Annotated in this window: 14 protein-coding genes; 5 read left to right on the top strand and 9 right to left on the bottom strand. The window is 63.2% G+C overall.

What is annotated here, in order from left to right; translation table 11 throughout:
- Positions 1-47: 47 nt before the first annotated feature.
- Complete coding sequence (locus tag I41_RS03680) at positions 48-1,535, top strand: sodium:solute symporter (RefSeq protein ID WP_145431007.1); 1,488 nt, start codon at positions 48-50, stop codon at positions 1,533-1,535.
- Here the strand turns inward: I41_RS03680 and I41_RS03675 are convergent.
- The 4 genes from I41_RS03675 to I41_RS03660 form a co-directional block, all read right to left on the bottom strand.
- The gene (locus I41_RS03675) at positions 1,491-4,001 is read right to left on the bottom strand and encodes an endonuclease/exonuclease/phosphatase family protein (protein ID WP_168206658.1); all 2,511 of its coding nucleotides are present in this window, start codon (positions 3,999-4,001) and stop codon (positions 1,491-1,493) included. The genes I41_RS03680 and I41_RS03675 overlap by 45 nt on opposite strands.
- Entirely contained in the window at positions 3,994-5,280 is a 1,287-nt protein-coding gene (locus I41_RS03670; protein WP_145431003.1) for a glycosyltransferase, read from the bottom strand. The genes I41_RS03675 and I41_RS03670 overlap by 8 nt, the downstream gene beginning before the upstream one ends.
- A complete protein-coding gene (locus tag I41_RS03665; protein ID WP_210421103.1) occupies positions 5,277-7,610 on the bottom strand; it encodes a hypothetical protein in 2,334 nt (777 codons plus the stop codon). Before I41_RS03665 ends, I41_RS03670 begins: the two co-directional genes overlap by 4 nt.
- A gap of 182 nt (positions 7,611-7,792) precedes the next feature.
- On the bottom strand, positions 7,793-8,680 hold the full coding sequence (locus I41_RS03660; RefSeq protein ID WP_145431000.1) for a YihY/virulence factor BrkB family protein: 888 nt from the start codon (positions 8,678-8,680) through the stop codon (positions 7,793-7,795).
- Positions 8,681-8,863: 183 nt separating this feature from the next.
- Between I41_RS03660 and I41_RS03655 the strand changes: the two genes are divergently transcribed.
- The gene (locus I41_RS03655; protein WP_145430998.1) at positions 8,864-10,369 is read left to right on the top strand and encodes a mechanosensitive ion channel domain-containing protein; all 1,506 of its coding nucleotides are present in this window, start codon (positions 8,864-8,866) and stop codon (positions 10,367-10,369) included.
- 174 nt (positions 10,370-10,543) lie between these two features.
- On the opposite strand, the gene I41_RS03650 is transcribed toward I41_RS03655, so the two are convergent.
- From I41_RS03650 to I41_RS03640, 3 genes are all read right to left on the bottom strand, one after another.
- Positions 10,544-11,323, bottom strand: coding sequence for a PIG-L deacetylase family protein (locus tag I41_RS03650; protein WP_145430996.1), 780 nt, complete (start codon positions 11,321-11,323; stop codon positions 10,544-10,546).
- Between the two features lie 196 nt (positions 11,324-11,519).
- A complete protein-coding gene (locus I41_RS03645) occupies positions 11,520-12,350 on the bottom strand; it encodes a hypothetical protein (RefSeq protein WP_145430994.1) in 831 nt (276 codons plus the stop codon).
- Between the two features lie 162 nt (positions 12,351-12,512).
- Complete coding sequence (locus tag I41_RS03640; protein ID WP_145430992.1) at positions 12,513-15,227, bottom strand: VWA domain-containing protein; 2,715 nt, start codon at positions 15,225-15,227, stop codon at positions 12,513-12,515.
- A 464-nt stretch (positions 15,228-15,691) separates the two neighbouring features.
- On the opposite strand from I41_RS03640, the gene I41_RS03635 reads away from it, so the two are divergent.
- On the top strand, positions 15,692-15,892 hold the full coding sequence (locus tag I41_RS03635) for a hypothetical protein (protein WP_145430990.1): 201 nt from the start codon (positions 15,692-15,694) through the stop codon (positions 15,890-15,892).
- 321 nt (positions 15,893-16,213) lie between these two features.
- Here I41_RS03635 and I41_RS03630 read toward each other — a convergent pair whose 3' ends face one another.
- Both I41_RS03630 and bcp read right to left on the bottom strand, forming a co-directional pair.
- Positions 16,214-17,521 (bottom strand): MFS transporter, encoded by a 1,308-nt coding sequence (locus I41_RS03630; protein ID WP_145430988.1) that lies wholly within the window; start codon positions 17,519-17,521, stop codon positions 16,214-16,216.
- A gap of 129 nt (positions 17,522-17,650) precedes the next feature.
- Positions 17,651-18,133, bottom strand: a complete 483-nt coding sequence (gene bcp / locus I41_RS03625; protein ID WP_145430986.1) for a thioredoxin-dependent thiol peroxidase — start codon at positions 18,131-18,133, stop codon at positions 17,651-17,653.
- A gap of 298 nt (positions 18,134-18,431) precedes the next feature.
- Between bcp and rsfS the strand changes: the two genes are divergently transcribed.
- Positions 18,432-18,797 (top strand): ribosome silencing factor, encoded by a 366-nt coding sequence (gene rsfS / locus I41_RS03620; protein WP_145430984.1) that lies wholly within the window; start codon positions 18,432-18,434, stop codon positions 18,795-18,797.
- A gap of 178 nt (positions 18,798-18,975) precedes the next feature.
- Positions 18,976-20,961, top strand: coding sequence for an arginine--tRNA ligase (gene argS / locus I41_RS03615; protein ID WP_145430982.1), 1,986 nt, complete (start codon positions 18,976-18,978; stop codon positions 20,959-20,961).
- The last annotated feature ends 13 nt before the right edge of the window (positions 20,962-20,974 follow it).

Genomic DNA, 20,974 nt, shown 5'->3' with positions numbered 1-20,974 from the left:
CGGGACCGCAGGGCTCGGGATGACAACCTACTGATTCGCAAATGCCAATGCCCGAAACTCAACTCGCCCACGTCGATCTGCTCGTCCTCGTCGCTTATCTGGCGGCGGTCATCGGCTTTGGCTGGTGGTTTGCCCGCGGCGGCAGCGATTCGGACGACTTCATGTCGGCGAGTCGGTCGTTGCCCGGCTGGGCGGTAGGCCTATCGATGTTCGGCTCGTTTGTGAGCAGCATCTCGTTTCTCGCGAATCCCGGCAAATCGTACGCGGGCAACTGGAATGCATTCGCCTTCTCGCTGTCGATGCCGATTGCCGCCGTGGTGGCGGTGAAGTGGTTCGTGCCGTTCTTTCGACATAGCGGCGAACTGTCGGCGTACGAACATTTGGAGCATCGCTTCGGCCTCTGGGCGCGCACGTACGCCGTGCTTTGCTACTTGCTGACGCAATCCGCGCGGATGGGGACAGTCGTCTTGCTGTTGGGCATGGCGGTGAGACCGCTAACCGGTTGGCCGATATGGACCATCGTCTTGATGACCGGCGCGCTGATGACGGCCTATACCATGGCAGGCGGCATCAAAGCGGTGATCTGGCTGGGAGTGCTGCAAAGCGCCGTGCTGGTTGCGGGAACGGCGACTTGCCTGGCGGCCGTCATTGGCAAGACTCCAGGAGGCGTCGGAGACATTATCGACCTTGGGGTCGCCCATGACAAATTCAGCCTGGGCGACTTCGGACCTTCGCTGACGATGCCGACGTTTTGGGTGATTTTCGCCTACGGCGTGGCGATGAATCTGGGAAACTTCGGCACTGATCAGGGCTTTATCCAACGTTTCATCACCGCCCGTAGCGACCGTGAGGCTGCCAAAAGCATTTGGATCACGGCGGCGCTCTTCATGCCGACGTCGGCGATATTCTTCTTTATCGGCACGGCCCTTTACGCGTACTACACGGCCAATCCGACGCTTGTCGCGGGGATCGACAAGCCTGATGAAATTTTCCCCCACTTCATCGCCACCGAGCTGCCGGCGGGCGTTTCGGGTTTGGTCGTGGCCGCCATCTTCGCAGCGGCAATGGATTCAAACCTCAACAGCATGGCCACGCTCACGCTGTGCGATTTGTACAAACGCTACTGGCGCCCCGAGGCGGAAGACCGCGAATCGATGCGAGTGTTGCGCGGAGCAACGCTGTTCTGGGGCATCGCCGGCACGGGCATCGGCCTCGCCCTGATCAACGTCGAACAGGTGCTCGACACGTGGTGGAAACTCGCGGGAATCTTCTCGGGCGGCGTGCTGGGCCTGGTCTTGCTGGGCATGTTGACTCGCGCCACGAATGCGGCGGCCGCCCTCGCCACCGCCATTGGCGTGCTCGTCGTTTGCTGGATGACGCTGCCGGCGCTGTTCGGCGACCGCGTTCCCGAGAGCATTCGCAATCACCTCGACTCGAATCTCACCATCGTCGTCGGCACGCTGACGATTTTTCTCGTCGGCTTGCTTGCGTCAAAATTTCTCGGTCGCGGCGAGGTCCGGCAGCCGGAGCTGTAGCTCCGCGCACACCGGCAAGTGATCCGACGCCAGCTTGGCCGTGGGCGTGCGCGGCTGGCGCACGGCAGTCACGGTGAAGTGGTCGCTCGCGAAGATATAATCCAGGCGCCGCAATGGCATCGTCGAGATGAACGTCGCGCGCGGACGATGATTCGGCAGCCCGCGGGCGACGTCGGTCAAGCGCCGACCGAACGATTGGCAGACCGGCGACTTTGGACCCGCGTTCAAGTCGCCGCAGAGCAGGATCGGCTCCGCCGCCGGAATCTGCCCGAGCCAGTCCTCGCCCAGCAAGATGGTCGCCTGCCGCTGCCGCTCTTCTTCTCGCAGCCCGAAGTGAGTGTTGATCACGTTCACCACGCCCGCGGGAGTTTCCAGTTTCACCCACAGGGCGCCGCGGGCCTCGCTGCGGTTCGCGTGATCAACCGGCGTCAGATGCCCCGACTGCACATGCTCCAGCGAATAACGGCTAATGATCGCCAGCCCGTATTGCTCGCCGTTCCAGTCGGCGACGGCGTAGTAGTGGTGGCTCATCGCCAAGGCCTCGGCGATGATGCGAGCCTGCTCATGCCCGCGCGAGTGGCGGCGATTGGCGTCGACTTCCTGAAGCGCGATCACGTCGGCCCGACACGAACGGATCACCGAGACAATGCGCTCGGGACGAATCTTGCCGTCGATGCCGATGCAACTGTGGATGTTGTACGTCATCACGCGGAGCTGCCGTGCCGCGTCCGAATGTTCGCCGCGCGTCTGCCGCGTCGCCTGTTGAAGTTCGGCGTCGCGCTCATGTCCCGGCGCCGCTTCCAGCGCATGCTCATGGGGAGTCGTGAGGGGACGATCCGGGTGAGCGAACGCCCAGGCGCCGCGATAGAGATCGACGCCGCGAATGTACCGTTCCCCATTGGCCGCGCGACGGTGATGCAAATGAATCGCATGCGGCACAAGCGCGAAGCCGCGCGTCTCTTCGGTCCCGATGCTGCCGTGGGCGCCATTTTCCTGTACGAACGTGCTCGGCGCCTGCTGGTTGCTCCAGCCGCTCACCATGAGGTCGCCCGCATCGGGATGCTGCGCCAGCCGCATCAGGTCGCCGACCGCCTCCGCCAGAAATGGGTGATCGGGGCCGAAGACCTGCGCCGCGTCCTCAGGCAATTGCCACGCGCCGAGCGGATTGTGCGCCTCCAAGCGCCCCTCATCGCCGCGAAATAGCACTAAGGGCACGTGTTCTCGGTCGACCAGGCGGCGGGCGTAATCCCGCTTCCCGTCGACGCACACCTCGATCGGGAGATAAATGTGTCCCAGCGGACCGAGCGCGGTGACGATGACGTCATTGGCCAACTCCTCGGCCGTTGCCTGCGGGACGTCGCTCTGCCCGCGCTTCATCCGCAGCAGCCGCCGATTGCGCTCGTCGGTTTCGGGCCCACGGCGCCCATAGTCATCGAGGCCCCGAACATTGCGGCCTGCCAGCGCGCCGCTTTCAAACGCGCGCTCGGCCGCCTGTTGGATCGTCACGCCCGTGGCAACCTCATAGATCGCCGTCTGCTCCTGCCCGTGATCAGAAAACACAATCACTTCGTAGTCGCGCACATCCGATTTATGCGCCGTCTTAAAAACGTCGCGGATGACGCTGTCGATTCCCTTCAGACCCCAATGCGCAAAGTCGCTGCCAGGTCCGCGGCGATGGGCCTGCTCGTCGTAGCCGAGGAAGTTGGCGTAAATGATGGGAGCCCCCTCTTCGATCGACAGCTTCAACATCACGCGCAGCCACTCGCGCATCACGATCGACACCCCGATGCGCGACGGGATGCAGTGGAGCTCCGCCCGCCAATGCTGCTGGCCGGCAAGACCCCGAATCATGTCGCCGGCGGCAATAAACAGCTCCAACATCGCCAGCCCGACGACTCGCAAGATTGTGAAGAAGTACAAGCTCGCCACAATCGCGAGTTTCCAGGGCCGCAACATCTCGCGCAGGTTGTCGGCGTCCATCGTCTCGGCGCAGAATCTCGCCTCGACGGCCCCCGCGGCGTAGATGTTCGAGTACGAGCGCCCACCTTCGAGCAGCGGTTGATGCTGTTCGGCGAGGCGCGCGCCGACTCGCTTGGCCCACTGCTGGTCGTACATCAGGGCGGTCTGCCCCGTTTCGCGATGCAGAAATTGGAACGCCGGGACGGCGCACCGCGCGCCGAACATCACCTCTGCCTGCACCGCCGGCGTGGTTGACGGGAGCCCCGAATAAAAACTCAACTCTTCGAAGTGGCCGCGATCGATCAACTTCTTGAGAAACGGCATGCGACCTTCTCTTAGCGCGCGCTCGATTTGCGTGCGCGCGAGGCCGTCAAGCTGCAGAATCACCAGCCCCGGCTCGTCGCTGTGAGGAGCCGAGAGATCACGATTCAGCAATCGCGCCACCCAGCGGGTGCGGCTAAATTTCCGCCGCCAGCGTCGCTTCCATTTTACCAGCGCGCTAATCAAGTTGGCTCCTCGTCGCTTCGGTGTCGACGACGGCGGCCGCCAGTGCCGAGGTCTTCTCGATGAGGAGGTTCCACTCGATTTCCAGGCGGCCAAGCAGGCGGTCCCAAGGACCAGGATCAGCGTCTTCGCGCTGCGAATGCTCCGCGACGAGTTGTTCGTAGAGTTCCAAGATGCGGTCGGCGCACACATCCAGTCCGAAGGTCCGCACCGACTGCCGCGCAATCTCGCCGCGACGGGCGAGCGCCGCCCGATCGTGCGTCATCTCCTGGATCGCATCGGCGAACGTGCTCTCATTGGCGTTGCCCGGCAGCATCCGCCCGCTGACGTCATTCAGCACGTCGCGCACGCCGGGGCCATCGAGCGCCACCACCGGCGTACGGGCGGCCATCGCCTCGGCCAGCACCATCCCCTGCGTCTCCGACTGCGAGCTAAACACAAACAGATCCATGGCTGTGTAGGCGTCGACCAACTCTTGTCCGGTGTGGGAGCCGGCCATGATCAGTTGCCGCGGGTTTGCCAGCTCAGCGACAGTCGCCTCGATCACCGCCGCCGATTCGCCCGTTCCGACCACCAGCCAAAAGGCGTCGGGGTGGCGGGCGAGGAACTCGCCGACGGCGCGTGACAGAAACGCCAGATTCTTCTCCGCCGCCAAGCGGCCGACGTGGCCAATCACCAGCGCCGCGGGCGGAATGTTGCAGCGTTCGCGAAAGCGCCGCCCGTCGCCGTCGCCGAAGCGTTCGAGGTCGATGCCGGTCGGTATCGCTGAAATCGGCCGCGTGACCTGCCGTTGGACGAGCAGTTCCGCGATCGATTCGCTTGGCGCAATCACATGCGTGCAGAGGTTGCAATACTCCGTGGCCATTTGAATCGCGACCCGCTGCAGCGCTTCCGAGTCGAGCGGCACATAGTGCGTGTATTGCTCGTAGAGCGTGTGGTGCGTGAAGACCAAGGGCAGCCGGCGCGTCCACGCGGCCCGCAGGGCCGAGTCGCCAAGCAGAAACGGATGGTGGCTGTGGATGATCTGCGGCTGAAACTCGTCGAGATATTCGGCAATGAGTCCCGGCTGCGGCAACTGGACCGAGAAGTCGCTGCCGTTGAAATGTTGAATCGCCGGAATGCGCAGCACGAACTCGGTCGACTCCATGGCGCCTTCGAACTGCGGCGCGATCACGCGCACGTCATGGCCGCGACGGCGAAACTCCTCCTCGTACGTACTCACGCTGCGGGCGACGCCGCCCACATGGGGAAGATACGTGTTGGTGAACATCACGATTCTCACCGCGGCGATCCTTCTGCAAAGTGCTGATGCGGCGACGATGGCGCCGCAGGCGACTCGTTGGCAACGAGCGGCAGCGGCAGGCTGGCGTCGGCTTGATCAATTCTGGCGAAACCCGGAACGGCGACGTCAATTCGCGGCGGGGCGCCCCGCCAGGCGGCGACGAGATGAACGACTGGTTCAACCCGCGGGTGAGCTACTCGCACCGTCACCGCGCCCCAAGGAGTGAGCGTCGGTCCGAACGACATCTCTTCATCCGAGTCGAACCACTCCGCAAACAATCCCGATCCAATGATCAACCGGTCGGCCTCCTCGCGAACGAACAGGCTGCGTACCATCATCGCCCACTCTGCGGCCGCCCACCCGTGCTGGCCGTCGCCCATGCAACCGCCGCCCGTTTGCGGATGGATGGCCTCGGGCCATTGACCGGTCGGCGAGGCAAGCTTGGCCACCGCTTCGATCAGATCGCGGTAGCGAGCGTCGCCGGCGCGCAAGAGCGTCTGGGCAATATCGAGCGTCAGATACGCGTTCACGCCCGAATGAATCATGTCCTGAAAGAATCCGCCATGCAAAAAGCAGCGGCGCAGCAGGGCGTCGACGGTCGCCATGATCGGCGGGGCGCCGGCCGCGTAGAGTTGCAGCGGGTAATCGGCGACCAGCGAACCGACGGCCCCCGCATCGATGCGACGGTGGGGCGACGCCGGGATGCCGCTCAGCGAGCGCCACGCGGGAATGCGCTGCACGCTGCGATCAATGGCCCGGCGCAGGTCATCGGCCTTCGCCCTCGCATCGGCCGCCTCGCGCGTCTGCCTTCGGCGAGCGTAAATTGCGGCCGCACTTCGGAGCCCGGCTTCGGCCCAGAAATCATCCCAATAGTAGTGATCGTTCGGACCCAGGTGCTCGGCGCTGAAACCTGCCGGCAGCAGACCCGCATGCAGCGGATCGGCATCGTCCATCACCCGCTTCTTGTCGATCCACTCGACTGCCCGCGGCAGCGTCGCCAGCAACTCATCGGAAAGTTGCTCGCCGGTGAGTTGCTCGTAGCGATCGAAGAACCACAGCACCTGACCGTTAGAATCCCACTCCCCTTCCTGCGAGCGAAAATATCCATTGCGGAGCTGCCGCGCCGGGAACTTCTCAAGGGTTCGCCGGCAGCGATCGGCCATCCCCATCGCCAGCAGCGAGTTCATCATGATGCACGCATCGCGAAACCAGAAGCGGCGGTAGGTGTAGGGTCCGGGTACGACTTCGTCGGCCGACAACAGCAACAGGGTTTGCACGGCGCCGTCGTAGAGCCGCTGCATTTGCCCATTGGGAATTTGCAGCTTGGCGACCGGCCGGCGCACTTCGTTCCAGGTCACGCGGGGATTGAACTTCTCCACGTTCCCCAGCGACGCGAGTTCATTCTGCAGCGGAATACGAATCCGCAGCGTCGTTTCGCCGTCGAACGGGTAGATTGCCGCCGCGGTCGCCATGCCCACGCTGCAGGCGATGTGCGGAGCGTCGTGTTTGCCGCCAATGCGATCGGTGCTGCCGTGCAGCAGGCTCGATACGTCGCCATGCGAGTAGTCGGAGACGAGCATCTGCTCCGCGGCTCGGTCGAACATCACCTCGGTCTTGCCGTTCACCAGCCATTCCGTGCGGGGCGCGCTGGCGTCGATCGCATCAACGAACTGCACGCCCTCGGGATTGTAGGGCCGTAGCGCCGCGACCAGCTTGGCGCCCCCCGCCGCGGTAGCGGTCACGCACAGTTCGGCAACCGCCTGATCTTGCTCGACGACGACATGCGCCGTCTGCTTCAGCGTCATGCCGTGCAGGCGCGAAAGGGTCGTCACCGCCAGGTCGTTGTCGCCGACGACGAGTTCCTGTCGCACGGCCGCATCGGGCATGCGACTCGGCGCCAGCAAGGCGCCGTCCGGTGCAATCAACCAACAATCGATCGACCAACCATCTTGCAGCGGAGTGAACAGCCCGCGCGGATCGACGATCGGATAGATCGAGAGTTCCGGCAACCCTACCGCCGTCCAGTTGCGATGCGTGAGGTTGACGTGGCTGAACGAAAACGCCCGCGGGATGAACGAGACGTCCCGCGGGTCGAATTGCCGCTGCACCCAATAGGGCCAGATCCAGTCGAGGTTGTGTTGAATCGCCTTGGTGTTGACGATGCCGCGCGCGTGGAACAAGATGCCCGCGCGCAACAGTTCGATAGGCTCGGCGACTTCCGACGGCTGCGCGAAGCTGCGAATCCGCGCCAACCACAGCGCCGGGTCAGCCACGCCATACGCCCGGGCCGCGCGCTTGACGATCGACTTCCATGGCAGGAATCGGAACATGATGGTTGAATGCCCCTCAGGCGTCTGGGCGTTTTTCGGGCAACTAGGCGGCCAAAGCGCCACAAGCTGCACACGGCATGCCGATCGTTCCCCGTCGCCGTCCGTCGGCAACGTCAAGATAACATGTCATCTCGCCGTCCAACGCTGATCCAGCCGCACGGTGCGCGAAGTCCGCAGCGCGCTTACGGAAGATCGGGACGGTCGAGCTTCGGCGCAGATCGCTCATCGTTAACGAGCTTCGCGTACGCCGCTCCAAAAAGAATGACGATCATCGCGTAGTAAGTCCACAGCATGATCGCCATGAACGAACCGATCACGCCGTATGCCGTCGGGAGGTTTCGTCTCAGCACGTACGCGGCGAGGAGCTGCCGACCGATTTCCCACAGCAGCGCCGCCAGGACCCCGCCGGCGCAGGCCGCCTTCGCCTGCACATGTGTTTTGGGCACGAATGCGTAGAGCGTCGCGAACGCGAGGAAGTTCAGCACGATGTGAACCAAGGGCTGGCTCGCTTGTCGCACCCACGCGGGAACGTCGACGGTCGACTGCACGGCTGACTCGACGCCCTGCCACACGATCGACGCGATCATCACGGCGATTACGAACGCGCCGACTCCAATCAGCATCATCAGCGCCTTAAGACGCGTGAACGCGAGGTTCGTCGCCCATTTCCAGAGTCCTTGCTCGCCGGCGCTGGGGCGATCCCACAGTCGATCGAACGCGTAGTCGAGTTGCGTGAACATCGCCACCGCCGCCACCAGCAGCACGGCAATGCCGAACGTGCCGCTGGCCCCGGCCCGTTGCTCGACCGAGTTGAACGCCTCTTCAATCTGGTCGCGAAGAGCCGGCGATCCCTGTTCGGCAATCGCGGCGAGGACGCGCTGCTGCGCATCGTGGCCCACGGCCGTCGCCCGAAACGCCCAACCGAGTCCCGCCACGAGCACCAGCATCAACGGGAACAGGGAGAAGGCGAGATAGTACGCCACGGCCGCCGCCAGCATTGTGCCGCCCCGATCAGCAAAATGATGGTAGGCACTCAGGAGTCGGCCGAGGATTTGGCGAGCGAACGTCATCTTCAAACAGTCGGCGGGCTAATGATCAACGCGGGCAACAGGTAGCCACGATAGGCAATGCGGTCATTCTAGGGAATCCTGGCTTATTGCAGCGGAAAAGTCGGCGTCGGCGAGCCAGCGGCGAGCGCGGCACGGCAAGTGCACCGGTTGCGGCTCCATGGCGGAGTTAAAGGTCGTTTGAGGATGGACGATTTCATGCTGATGGTTCGGAATGCTTTCAACGCACCGGAGATGCCGCAGCAACTCCGCAGGCTGGCGGCGCAGCTCGCACTGGCCGCCGCCTTCAGCACGCTGCTCTCCTGCTTTCTTTCTGAGCCAGCACTGGCGCAGGACGCGGCGTCTCCCGCGGCGGCCGCGCCCGCCGCGGCAAACCCCCAGGCTACCGAAACCGAGGCCGCTGCCGCCGCCGTTCCCGCGAAGGTCGACGTGCAGCCCGTTGCCGAGGACGTTGATATCGCCGCGCGCTTGGAACGTATTCTTACCGCGACGAAGTGGTTCACTGATCCGCAAGCATCAGCCGAAGAAGGGGTTGTCTTTCTCGACGGCGTCGCCAACCGCGAGTCAAGCAAGGAATGGGCGACCAAGCTCGCCAGCAGTACGCAAGACGTCGTCGCGGTCGTCAATCGCATGACGGTCGCCGAGCGGTCGGCGTGGGACTTCTCGCCAGCCTGGGATCAGCTGCGCGTGATGGCTCGGACGGCTGTGCAGTCGCTGCCGGCGCTCGTGCTTTCGCTCTTGGTATTGCTGATCACGTTCGTCGCCACGATCGTTGCGACGCGGAGTGCGCGGCGGCTCGGCGCGCGACGGTTTCAAAACGCTTTGCTCAGCGAAGTGGCAGCCCGGGCGGCCGCGGCGCCGGTGATCATCGTGGGCCTTTACCTGGCCATGCGAATTTCCGGACTGACCCAAATCGCCGCCACGGTGCTTGGCGGTACGGGCCTCATTGGCATCATCATCGGCATCGCGTTTCGCGACATTGCCGAGAATTTCCTCGCCAGCATCTTGATCAGCATGCAGCGCCCGTTCCAGGCCGGCGACCTGGTGACCATCGCCGACCATCAAGGCTTCGTCCAGAAGGTCACCACGCGCGGCACGATCATCGTGACGCTCGACGGCAACCATGTGCAGATTCCCAATGCCACGATCTACAAGAGCATCATTCGCAATCACTCGGCCAACCCGAATGGGCGTCTCGATTTCATCATTCGCATCGGTTACGACGACTCCATCGAGCAGACGCAGGAGATGGTGCTCAAAGTCTTGCGCGAACATCCGGCCGTACTGGCCGACCCCGAACCGTTGATTCTGGTCGAGGAATTGACCCCCACCGGCGTCAACATCCACGCCTACTTTTGGATCAACGGGCGCGACTTCAGCGGGCTGAAGGTCCGTTCGGCGACGCTGCGTCAGATCATTGCCAAGCTCGCGGAAGCCGGCATCACGATGCCCGATTCTCGTGAAATCATCTTCCCGCTCGGAGTTCCCATCGTCGAACCGACCCGCGCCGCAACGCGGCCGGCCGACCACCCGCGCGTACAGCCCAAGCCGGCCGACGCCTCGGCGCCGGCCATGACTCGCTCTGAAGGGGGACTGCGCAACGAGCGCGAGGAAATCAGCGAGCAAGCGAAGAATTCACGCGAACTCGAGCCGGGCAGCAATTTATTGAAGGAACCCGCGGGTGTGCAATAGCGCAGTCAATCGCAGCGAACGCGAACAAGCTCATGGTCGGTCCCATGCAATGCTTTCGCCTCACCGCCGGCGACGGACGGCTAGTCTCTGCGGCCATCCATCACGGGCGTGCCTGCCCGCCAAGAGTCGCAACCGAGAATGACCGCCGACAACGACCGCCGACAACCGACGCCCCTACGGCGCCACCGTTTGCCACCGCCCGCCGAACAGCTCCGCCAGCAGATCATGCTGCGGAAACGGATGCCCGCGGTGCATCACAAACGCCTCGACGAACTCCGCGCCAACCTCCGACCCGCGCTCCGCGTTGTGCCGCCGCATCGCGTCGATGTATTCATCCATCCCGTGGTGCGCCCGCAGCCATTCGCGCTGCGAAGCATGGCACGCGAGCATTTCCGCCTTGCGCTCCATCTGGCCGCTGATATCGACCCACGTCGAAGGCGTGACCGGCGCTCCGGTATAAGGATCGGTCGCCGTGACCGGATCGCAGTAGTAGAGCCACGGAATCGCCGAACCCGCCAGCAGCGGCTTGGCCGAAGCATTCGGCGCCCCGTACCCGAACGCCGCCCCCCGCGCCAGCAAGTGGGTCTGCTCGTGATCGAGCATGTAATCATGCCGCGGATGGGTGAACAACAGCGTCGGCCCCACCTCGCGAAACAGATCGAGCGTCTTGCGAATCGTCTCCTTGGAATAGGCGACGTTCAGGTCGCCCTCTTCCAAGCAGTGATACGTCGCGCCAATGACCGCCGCCCCGGCGATCCCCTCCGCCCGGCGAATCCGCGCAATTTCCGCGCGCGTCCGCGAAGTGGTGCCGCAATCCCCATTGGCGACGGTCGCGATATGAATCTCCCAACCGGCATCGGCCAGACGGATGAGCGTGCCGGCGCAGAGAATCTCGGCGTCGTCGGGATGAGCTAGAAGAGTGAGAGCAACCCGGCGAGTAGGGAGTGTAAGCATGGAAACCTAGCCGCGTGGGGCATATGGAGTATTGGCCAATCTTGCCGCATCCCGAATGCGGAACCGGCTCCAACTATCTCCCATATGGTCGTCATTCTCGAGTCCAAACGAAAGTGATGCGTGTTACAAATTTTTGGGGAAACTTCACGATCGTTGCGTCATCCAGGCGCGGCAGTCGCTCTTTGTCTTGGCAAAGTTACTGCAACCACTTCCATTCGCCCATCACCCGGTTGGCCTCCAGAAACACCGACGGCGTGACCGCCGATGGCGCTGCCGCTTTCGTGATCCGTGAGAGAAACTCTGTCCGAAACGCGGGGGCGGCGGTCACAGGATCGGCGGCGATCGTCGTTAACTTGACCTCGGCGGCAGCCCCTTGGGCGCTGGAAGTCATCAGCGGCTGCATACCATCAATGATGGCCGATGGGCCGCAGACTTCCGCATAAAGTTCGGCCGTTACCGGACGCTTGAATTTAACTTCGATTGTCGAGTTCACGCCCGGCGGCGGATTGACGATGGTAATCGTCTCTGTCTTCTCTTCACTCGCTAACTCCACGCTGCCGAGAGGAATGCGCAAACAACGCAATCCAGCCAAAGGATCAAGCGGCGAAGGACTTGGCGGCATGAAGTCGGCGACCATGGAATCACGGCGCCAAGCGGCGATAAATTCGTCAACCTGCAAATCGACCTCGGCGAATAGGATGGATCCAAGTTTTTTGGCCGGCGTTTTAAGCGGAGTAAATCCGCGCAGTCCTTTATGCCGCCAACTGTCGACGATTTTCTCGGTCGGCTTCGGCGACTGACCGAGTTGCGTACGAGTCAACTTTCCGACTTCGCGCAAGGCGGTCGAGACAAAAAAGACGATGACCTGATTCTGAACCGTGGAAAGCGGGAAATCGCGAGGTTCGACGTAAACGCCCACCACCAGCGCTTGGGCAGCAACTGGATTGACAATGAGTGTCGAACGCTTCAACGTCGCCTCAATTCGGCGGCGTAACTCCTCGATGTTAAATACCGCATCGAGCGCCACTTTCGGCGAGTCGATTTGAATCTCCAGTCGAACTTCGTCGATCCCTTCCAGGTTTCCCTCAATGCCGGGAAACACGGCTAAGTTTGGGGCAGGAATACGCATGTTGCGGCTCACTGAGGAAGGCTCACTGGATGGTGACGCGAGTCGATGCTCGAACCGCGGTTAGAGGCCGAGGAAGCCTCCCGCGAGATCGAGTAAATCAAGACCCCCGCCGGGTGCGCCCGGAATGCTGGGAGACGAACCTCCTGGAGCGCCGGCAGTTCCGGTCGCGGCCCCGCTGGCCGCCGCCGCGCCGCCGGGCCCCGCTGCAGGGCCGGCCGCCGAAGCAGGACCGGCGGGCGAGCCCGACGCCGACGATCCCCCGGCCGGACCGGGACTGGCCGCCGGTCCGGCTGATGACGCCGGGCCGCCAGGCGAGCCGCTTGCCGCTGGGCCCGCGGTCGGTCCAGAACTTGGTCCCGCTGAACCGCTCGACGCGGGGCCCGGACTTGCCGCGCCCGATGCGCCGCCAGCGGCGGGACCTGCGGCCGAAGTCGGCGCCGATGGCGCACCGGCAGCGACGCCGCCAGGACCTGACGTGCCTGCTGGCCCGCCGGCGGCCGTCGCGCCCGGCACGCCTCCGCCCACCGGCGCCGATCCGCTCAATGGCGAGGCCGCCGAGTGAGAGGGCGTGTTGTGCGCGACAATCACTGGCGCCGGCGCCGGCGCATGATTGTGGCAACAATCGTGACGCTTCCCATTCGCGGCCATCTCGCGAGTCGCGCCCAACGTCGCCGCAAAGGCCGCTTCTTGTTCAGCGCGAGACGCGGCAGCGGAGGAAATCAGCGAACCTCGCTGGCATTCATGCAGCGCTCGCTCCAGTTGTTGCGCTCGGCTTTCCGCCGCCGCGCCCGCCGTGCTCGCTCGCAAGAGTTCCTGCGAGTGTTGCTCGTTGCGTTCGTGGCATCGTCGCAGTTTATCGCTAAGGCGCTGCGCTTCCTCCCGCGAGGCGCTAACCAGGTGCTCTAGTTCATGGATCCGCCGGTCGCGGTCTCCTTTCGATTGGTGGCAGGCATCGAGCCGCTCCTCCAGCCGTCCCGCTTGCGTTCGGCATTCCGCCAGAGACTGTCGAGTTTGATCGGCCTCATGATGGGAAGCGCTGGCGCGTTGTTCCAACTCTTCGTAACGGCGTTTGAGCCGCTTGTACCGTTCCGACATCTCCTCGATCTGCGCCTTGAGCTGAGTCTGATCTTGCCCCAGATCGCCGCACTCGTCTTTGTAGCGATCAAGTTCGCGAGTCAATTCATGGCGGCGGGTTTCCGATTCGTCCAACTCGCACTTCAGACGGCGCTTCTCGTCGCCCAGCCGTTCCGCGTCGTCACGCGCGTGGTCGAGTTCAGATTGCAAATCGCCGGCTCGATCGCGGCATTCGGCCAGCTTGTGCTCCAGTCGGCGGACGTCCTCGTTGGCCTCGTCAAGCTTCACCGAATGGCTCGAGTGATCGTTCTTCCAATCGTCTCGTTCCTTCGTCACGGCCGCCAGTCGATCAAGCAGTCGAATCGTCCGGAACCACCAGAGAAGCGTCGCTAGGATCAACAACGACAGAAACGCCAGCGCCAGCACCAGCCATGTCCAGTAAGCGCGGCGATAGCCATCGCGGCTTAGCTCCACCGCGTGCTTGTCCTCGGTCAGCCGATTGATCTCGCCCAAACGATGAGCACTTTCGTCGATAAGCTGCGCCTTCTCCACTTCCAGCCGTTTGTTGTCGGTCGTCAAATTGGCGTTGTCACGCTGCGCCGCCTCTAAGTCCGTCGTTAGCGATACGACGCGATCGGAAAGGACGTTCCGCCCCTTGGTCAGGTCCTCGACAGTATGGTTCAGTTCAACAATTTTCGCCTGCGCGACGGTCAAGTCGCCGCTCAGTTGAGCAGTCTCCTTGGTTAGCTTCCCCACTCGATCGGCGAGCGTCACGCGTTCCGCGCGACAGTGCGCCAAGTCGACCGCCTGCTGTTTGGCGCGCGCGGCGCGCTGAGCTCCGATCTGCTCAAACAGTTGACGGCAACGGCTGAGCGCCGTCGGCAGTTCGGCGTGCGACTTCACGCTGCTGAACTCGCCGTGGCTTCCCGCTTGATTGGCGAGGTCGCGGAGTTTCGCCGAAATCACATGATTGTCGCCAACGCCAATCACTTGAAAGTACAGCCGGTCTCCATACGTCTGCGCCAAGTCGCGGATCGGGGCGCCATGGCTGAACGGATCGCAGTCGACGCCGTCGGTCACCAGCACGATCAGCGGCGACGCGTCGGGCTTGCTCGTGAGCAGTCGCCTCGCTTCAACCAGCAACTTGTCAACCTTTCCCTCGCCGGCAGGAACCAAGCGCATCACGGTTCGACGCAAATGGCCGCGGCCGTCGTTCGTCAACGGCAGCAATTGGCGCAATGCCGTCGCTTCATCGTGAAGCGCGACGAAGGCAGCCGGTATGTTCTCCGGCACGCCGTCGGCGATATCGAGCGCCGACCACTGCGCGATCGCCATCCGGCGCTCACGCCCGGAAGGCCACGCCATGCTCTGGGTCGCATCGATCAACATGATCACGTCGGTGACGACGGAGTTGCTTGTGGCTACGGGCAGGGACTTCGCGTCCGTCGATGCCGAGGTCGAGGCGGGCGTGGGGAGCGACTCAACGACGTCGGCCGCGGGCATGCCGTCAGCGGCCAATGCGCCGTCCGGCGCCTCGTAGCCCACCGGGACCGGACCCTCCGCGGCGTCGACGTCGCCTGCTAACGCACCCACTTGGGCAGCATTGCCCGCCGCAACGCTGAAACTGCACCACGAGAGAAGCGCTAGCGTCCAGCACGTCACGATCCCGCGGCTAACCTTGCAGACAAGGGTTCGACTCATCACTCGACTCCAGAGAAAGACGCGACACGGCGCGAAACTGAGTAAGCGAGGCCGATTGTCCTAATCGGATAAACCGCGTCAACTACATGGCAGTTGCAACTTCGGTGTCACCTGTTTGTCACTCTGTTTTCGATGCCCTCAGCCAAAGGTGTCCTGCCTGCGCCGCACGCGGCAAATCGGCGAACCGCCTCCCCAAAAGTGGCCGCGCCGCCCCGAATTCGCCCCAGAAACCCCCAAATAACTCCGCCCGCTTTTCTGTTGAAATTGGCCGCGCACTTCCCTAACGTGAACTTCCGTCCACGTCTCCGCGGCGAGCCGTCAGATCTCACGCAGAGGCGCGGAGGCGCAGAGAATGGCCCGCAAGAATTGCAGCCCATGCGCGCAGTCGCTCCGTTCCTCTGCGCCTCCGCGCCTCAGCGAGAGACTTCAGCCTCGCTGCATCAAGAACCGGGGGGAACCAAGTAATGAACAGTCCATTGATCCACGAACGCCGCCGGATCATGGCCCCGGCCAAGAAAGTGGATTTCTGCCAGCTCATCCACGAGTGCCACTCGCTCGTAGCGGCCGCCAAGTGGATCGACGTCTCGATCCGCACGGTCCAGCGCGCGCGCCGAACTGTCGCCAAAAACGCACAACGCGACACCGTGCGACACGACAGCAAGTGAAGCGACGACAGCGCCGCCGTCGCTGTCGCTCCCTGCAACCAATCCAAGTCCTCTCCAAGCCGTCACTTACGAATTCTGTCGTCAAAAACGCCTGGGGCGACAGAAAGCCTCGCGACAGAATTCAACCGACGACAAAATCCCCCTCGCCGGGCGCCAAGTCCGACAAAGAAAGGAACTCACTTGCTCGACCGACGCACCACGACGCCAAGCCGGCGCCTCACGCAAGGCAGCTAAGTAGCGTACGCCAAACAGATTACGACTTCTGTCGCCAAAAATCGCTCAGGCACAGAGTGCGACAGGCGACAGAGTTGATGCTCGCGCCTACGCATCTTCAGGCGCGGCTTGAAGCTCGGCGACCGCCTCCACCGCCGCGGTAATCGGCGGCACCAAGCCGGCGCGCTGGTAGATCGGCAGCACCTGCTTCCGGAGCGCGGGCAGGCGCATGATGAACAACGCCGCTCCCGCGATGCAGAGGACGCCGTTGATCCGCGCCGCCAGCGGCGCTCCGAAGGCGTCGGCGAGCGAGCCGGCCAGCAGACTTCCCAACGGCACCGTTCCCATGAAGGCCATCGCATACAGGCTCATGATGCGGCCGCGCTTGTCGTCGTCGACGATCGTCTGCAACAGCGTGTTGCAACCGGCGAGCGTGAGAAGCATCGAGAACCCCGCGATGAGCAGGATCACGCAGGAAACAGGCACGCTTGTCGAATAGGAGAAGGCAACCATGCAAAGGCCAAACGTGACGGTTGCCACCGCAATCGGTTTGCCGAGCCCGACGACCGACCGCCGATGGGCGAGGTACAAGGCCCCGGTGAGTGCGCCGGCGCCCGAGGCGGCCAACAAGTACCCGTATGTCTGCGCCTCGCCGTGGAGCACGTCCTTGGCAAAGACCGGCAGCAGCGTCGAGATCGGCATGCCGAGGAGACTCACCATGGCGATCATCAGCAGTAGCGCCCGGATCGGCGCAAAACCAAAGGCGTACGCAAAGCCCTCGATCACCCCGCGACTGACGCGCCCCAGTCGCGGCGCGACGCGCACGGGCAGATCGCGCATCGAGGCGAGCGCGACGATGACGGCAACGTACGAGACGGCGTTCGCCAAAAAGCACGCGGTGGCGCCCCACTCGGCCAGCAGAGCGCCGCCAATCACTGGCCCAACCAGCCGCGAGAGGTTGAACATCGACGAGTTCAGCGCGATCGCGTTGGGCAGGTCGACGCGCGTCGGCGCCATGTCGGACAAGAAAGCCTGGCGCGTCGGCATATCGAAGGCGTTGACCGTGCCAAGAATGGCGCTCAGGGCAATGATCTGCCAAATCTCGATGTGCCCCGTCCAGGTGAGCGCCACCAGCGACACGGCCTGCACCATTGAGATCGCCTGCGTGACGAACAACGTTCGCCGGCGATCGAAGCGATCCGACAGCACGCCGGCGATCGGCGCCAGGAAGAACGCTGGAATTTGTCCGCAGAATGAAACGAGCCCCAGGAGAAACGAGTTGTCGGTCATCTTGTAGACGAGCCACGACAATCCGGTAGTCTGCATCCAGGTGCCGATCATCGAGACCCCTTGCCCAATAATGAACAGGCGGTAATTACGATGAGCGAGCGCACGGAAGGCGTTAGGGAGGGGCATGCGCGGATCTTTGCGTGGCAAGACCGAAGCGGGAGATCAAATGACGAAGCCAGAATGACGAATGACGAATGGAATCTGGGACTTCAGCATGGCGTCCGCTTGCGTCCCTTATTCGTCATGCGGATTTCGTCATTCGTCATGCTGAAGTTCACCCAGCGCCTCCAGGACCTGCTGATCATGCCCATCAACCTGCACTCGCTTCCACACTTTCGCCACTTTGCCCTTCCCATCGATGAGGTAGGTGCTGCGCTGGATGCCCATCGACTTTTTGCCGTACATGTTTTTCTCGCGCCAAGCGCCGTACTTCTCGGCGACGGCGTGATCGACGTCGGCCAGCAGGGGGAAGTTCAACTTGAACTTATCGCGGAACTTCACATGACTCGCGACGTCGTCGGCGCTGACGCCGAAGACCTTCGCGCCGTGCTTCTGCAGTTCGTTCTTCAAATCGCGGAAGGCGCATGCCTCCTTCGTGCAGCCTGGGGTATCGTCCTTCGGGTAGAAGTACAGGACGACGGGGTTCCCGGCGAGATCGGCAAGGCGAACCTTCGAGCCATCGTCGGCTGTCAGCGTAAAAGCGGGGGCCTTTTGGCCCGGTTCGATCCAGTCGGACATCGCCGGTTTCCTGGGGTGAGCGGTGGCATTGGTGAAAATCTCGGCTCATTGTATCGCCGCGGCTCGAAAAACAGCAGACGAGCGCGCCGCCGCTGCGCGCCGACGCCCTCCCTCTGCGGGCAGAAATGGGGTAGAATTCTTAGCTTTCGCGCTGCTCGCGGACGTCGGCCGGCAAGGTCGATCGCGGGCAGAGTGACCGTTCATATTTTCGCGCCGCCGCCAGCGGCCAACGAGTTGCATCATCGCCACGCCATCAGAATCATCGCCTCCCGAGGCCCAACGCAGCTACCAGCTCGCGATGGCCGCCGCGCGCACTGCCGAGGACAACCGCGCCGAAGACATCGTGGTCCTCGACATGCGAAAAATCACGCCAGTCTTCGACTACTTCGTCATCGCCACCGGCAACAGCCGCCGCCAGCTTCACGCGATCAGCGAGGAGATCGAGCATGTGCTCGAAGACGAGCTGAAGGACAAGCGGATGGGCATCGAAGGGTATCAAGAGAGTCGCTGGATTCTCCTCGACTACGGCAATGTCGTGATCCACCTCTTCGACGGCGAGACGCGGGAATTTTACGCACTGGAGGACTTCTGGAGCGAAGCCCAACGCGTCCCGTTGCCGTGGAAGTCTGCGGAAGATGCGCCTGCTGGTGAGGCGAAAGAATAAGTCTCACGCAAAGGCGCGAAGGCGCAGAAGAGTGCTTTGGGTCGCTATTCTTCGATGAAGCGACGAAGCCTCACAGGGATCATTTATAGGCTGTTGTTAGCAACTTGATTTGTACTCCGTGTATTCCTCTGCGTCTCCGCGCCTCTGCGAGAGACCTGTATTTGTCGGGTTAGAGTTCATGAGCATTCTGGCTGAACTTCGAGCGCGGGTCGCCACGGCGCTGGTCGCATTGGCGGAAGGGGACCAGTCGGCCGCCGAGTTCGCGGCGATGGTGTTGCCGAGTCAGGAGGCGAAGTTCGGCGACTACCAGGCAAACTGCGCGATGCCGCTCGGCAAGCGACTCGGCAAGCCGCCGCGCGAGGTGGCGGCCGCGATCGTCGATAAACTTCGCATTACGGACCTCTGCGAGACGCCGGAGATTGCTGGCCCGGGCTTCATCAATCTGAAGCTGAAAGACGCGTTCGTCGCTGACAAGCTGAAGGCGGCGTCGCCCGACGTTGATCGACTCGGCGTAGCGGCAGTGGCCTCGCCGCGGACGTTCGTGCTCGACTACTCGTCGCCGAACGTCGCCAAGCCGATGCACGTGGGGCATATCCGCTCGACGGTGATCGGCGACGCCCTCTACCAGGTGCTGAAGTTCGTCGGCCATCGGACGATCAGCGACAACCACATCGGCGACTGGGGCACCCAGTTCGGGATGATCATCTACGGCTGGAAGCACTTCGGCGACGAAGCGGCGTTCGCCAAAGCGCCAGTGCCCGAGCTGACGCGGCTCTACCGACTGGTCAACACGCTGGTCGAGTATCACGCCCTGCGCGACGAGGCGCTCCCCGCGGCCGCAACCAGGGTGGCTGAATGCGAAAGCCGGGTGTCGCAACTCGAACTGGCCCCGACGCCGGCTGATCCGGCTGAACAGAAAAAGCACGCCAAGCGGATCAGCCAAGCGGAGGGGCAACTCGCCGACGCCCGCCGGGAGTACCGGGAGCTCGAGGCCAAACTGAATCAGCTCGACTCCGATTCGAAGACCAGGGCGCTGGCCGACGCGCATCCAACGATTGGCCAGGCGGTGCTCGCTGAGACGGCGGCGCTTCACGCAGGCGACGCGACCAACAAGGCCCTGTGGCAGCGATTCCTCCCGCCCTGCCTCGCGGAGATCGACGAGACCTACCAGCGGCTTGGCGTCACGTTCGACCACGCCCTCGGCGAAAGTTTTTATGAGGACGCCCTTGCCGGCGTCGTCGAAGACCTGAAGCTGAAGGGGCTCGCCAAGTCGAGCGACGGCGCCCTGTGCGTTTTCCTCGCCGGGCAAGAGGCGCCCTTCATCGTGCAGAAGAAGGATGGCGCCTTCCTCTACGCGACGACTGACCTTGCGACGATCGAGTATCGGATGCGCCAGTGGCGCCCCGACGCGATCCTCTACGTCGTCGATCATCGGCAGTCGTTTCACTTCGACTCGCTCTTCGCCACGGCTAGGCTCTGGGGATACGATAACGTCGAGTTCCAGCACATCAGCTTCGGTACGGTGTTGGGCGACGACGGCAAGCCGTTCAAGACTCGTTCCGGCTCGTCGGTCGGCCTGAGCGGGCTGCTTGACGAAGCGGTGGAGCGGGCCCTAGCCATCGTAAGCGCTAACGATGATGCACGGCCGGAGCCAATGCTCTCTGCCGATGAACGGCAGATCGTCGCCGAGCGAGTCGGCATCGGGGCGATCAAGTACGCCGACCTCGCCCATAATCGTACAAGCGACTACAAATTCAGCTACGACAAGATGCTGGCGATGACCGGCAACACGGCGGCGTACATGCAGTACAGCTATGCCCGCGTGAGCAGCATTTTCGGCAAGGGAGGGGTTGATCCCGCCCAGCTGCGAGCGAGCAGCGCGACGATCACGCTCGACCACCCGGCGGAACGCGCCCTCGGCGTGGCGATCTTGCAGTTCAGCGAAGCGCTCGACCGAGTCGTCGGCGACTACCGGCCGAATTACCTCACCGACTACCTCTACGATCTGGCCGGCAAGTATTCGTCGTTCTTCGAGAACTGTCCGGTACTGAAGGCCGAGACCGAACCGCTGCGCAACAGCCGACTGCTGCTGTGCGACCTTACGGCCCGCACGCTAGCTCGCGGGCTGAACCTCCTCGGCATTGACGTCGTCGAGCGGATGTAACGCCGTCGTCGCA

It is taken from the genome of Lacipirellula limnantheis (assembly GCF_007746075.1).
Taxonomy (GTDB): Bacteria; Planctomycetota; Planctomycetia; order Pirellulales; family Lacipirellulaceae; genus Lacipirellula; species Lacipirellula limnantheis.
This window is presented reverse-complemented; position numbering and strand designations above follow the sequence as displayed.

Coding starts and splice junctions, on each gene's coding strand:
- I41_RS03680 (WP_145431007.1), top strand. CDS start 48: ATGCCCGAAACTCAACTCGCCCACGTCGATCTGCTCGTCCTCGTCGCT.
- I41_RS03665 (WP_210421103.1), bottom strand. CDS start 7,610: ATGTTCCGATTCCTGCCATGGAAGTCGATCGTCAAGCGCGCGGCCCGG.
- I41_RS03660 (WP_145431000.1), bottom strand. CDS start 8,680: ATGACGTTCGCTCGCCAAATCCTCGGCCGACTCCTGAGTGCCTACCAT.
- I41_RS03655 (WP_145430998.1), top strand. CDS start 8,864: ATGGACGATTTCATGCTGATGGTTCGGAATGCTTTCAACGCACCGGAG.
- I41_RS03650 (WP_145430996.1), bottom strand. CDS start 11,323: ATGCTTACACTCCCTACTCGCCGGGTTGCTCTCACTCTTCTAGCTCAT.
- I41_RS03640 (WP_145430992.1), bottom strand. CDS start 15,227: ATGAGTCGAACCCTTGTCTGCAAGGTTAGCCGCGGGATCGTGACGTGC.
- I41_RS03635 (WP_145430990.1), top strand. CDS start 15,692: ATGAACAGTCCATTGATCCACGAACGCCGCCGGATCATGGCCCCGGCC.
- I41_RS03630 (WP_145430988.1), bottom strand. CDS start 17,521: ATGCCCCTCCCTAACGCCTTCCGTGCGCTCGCTCATCGTAATTACCGC.
- bcp (WP_145430986.1), bottom strand. CDS start 18,133: ATGTCCGACTGGATCGAACCGGGCCAAAAGGCCCCCGCTTTTACGCTG.
- rsfS (WP_145430984.1), top strand. CDS start 18,432: ATGGCCGCCGCGCGCACTGCCGAGGACAACCGCGCCGAAGACATCGTG.
- argS (WP_145430982.1), top strand. CDS start 18,976: ATGAGCATTCTGGCTGAACTTCGAGCGCGGGTCGCCACGGCGCTGGTC.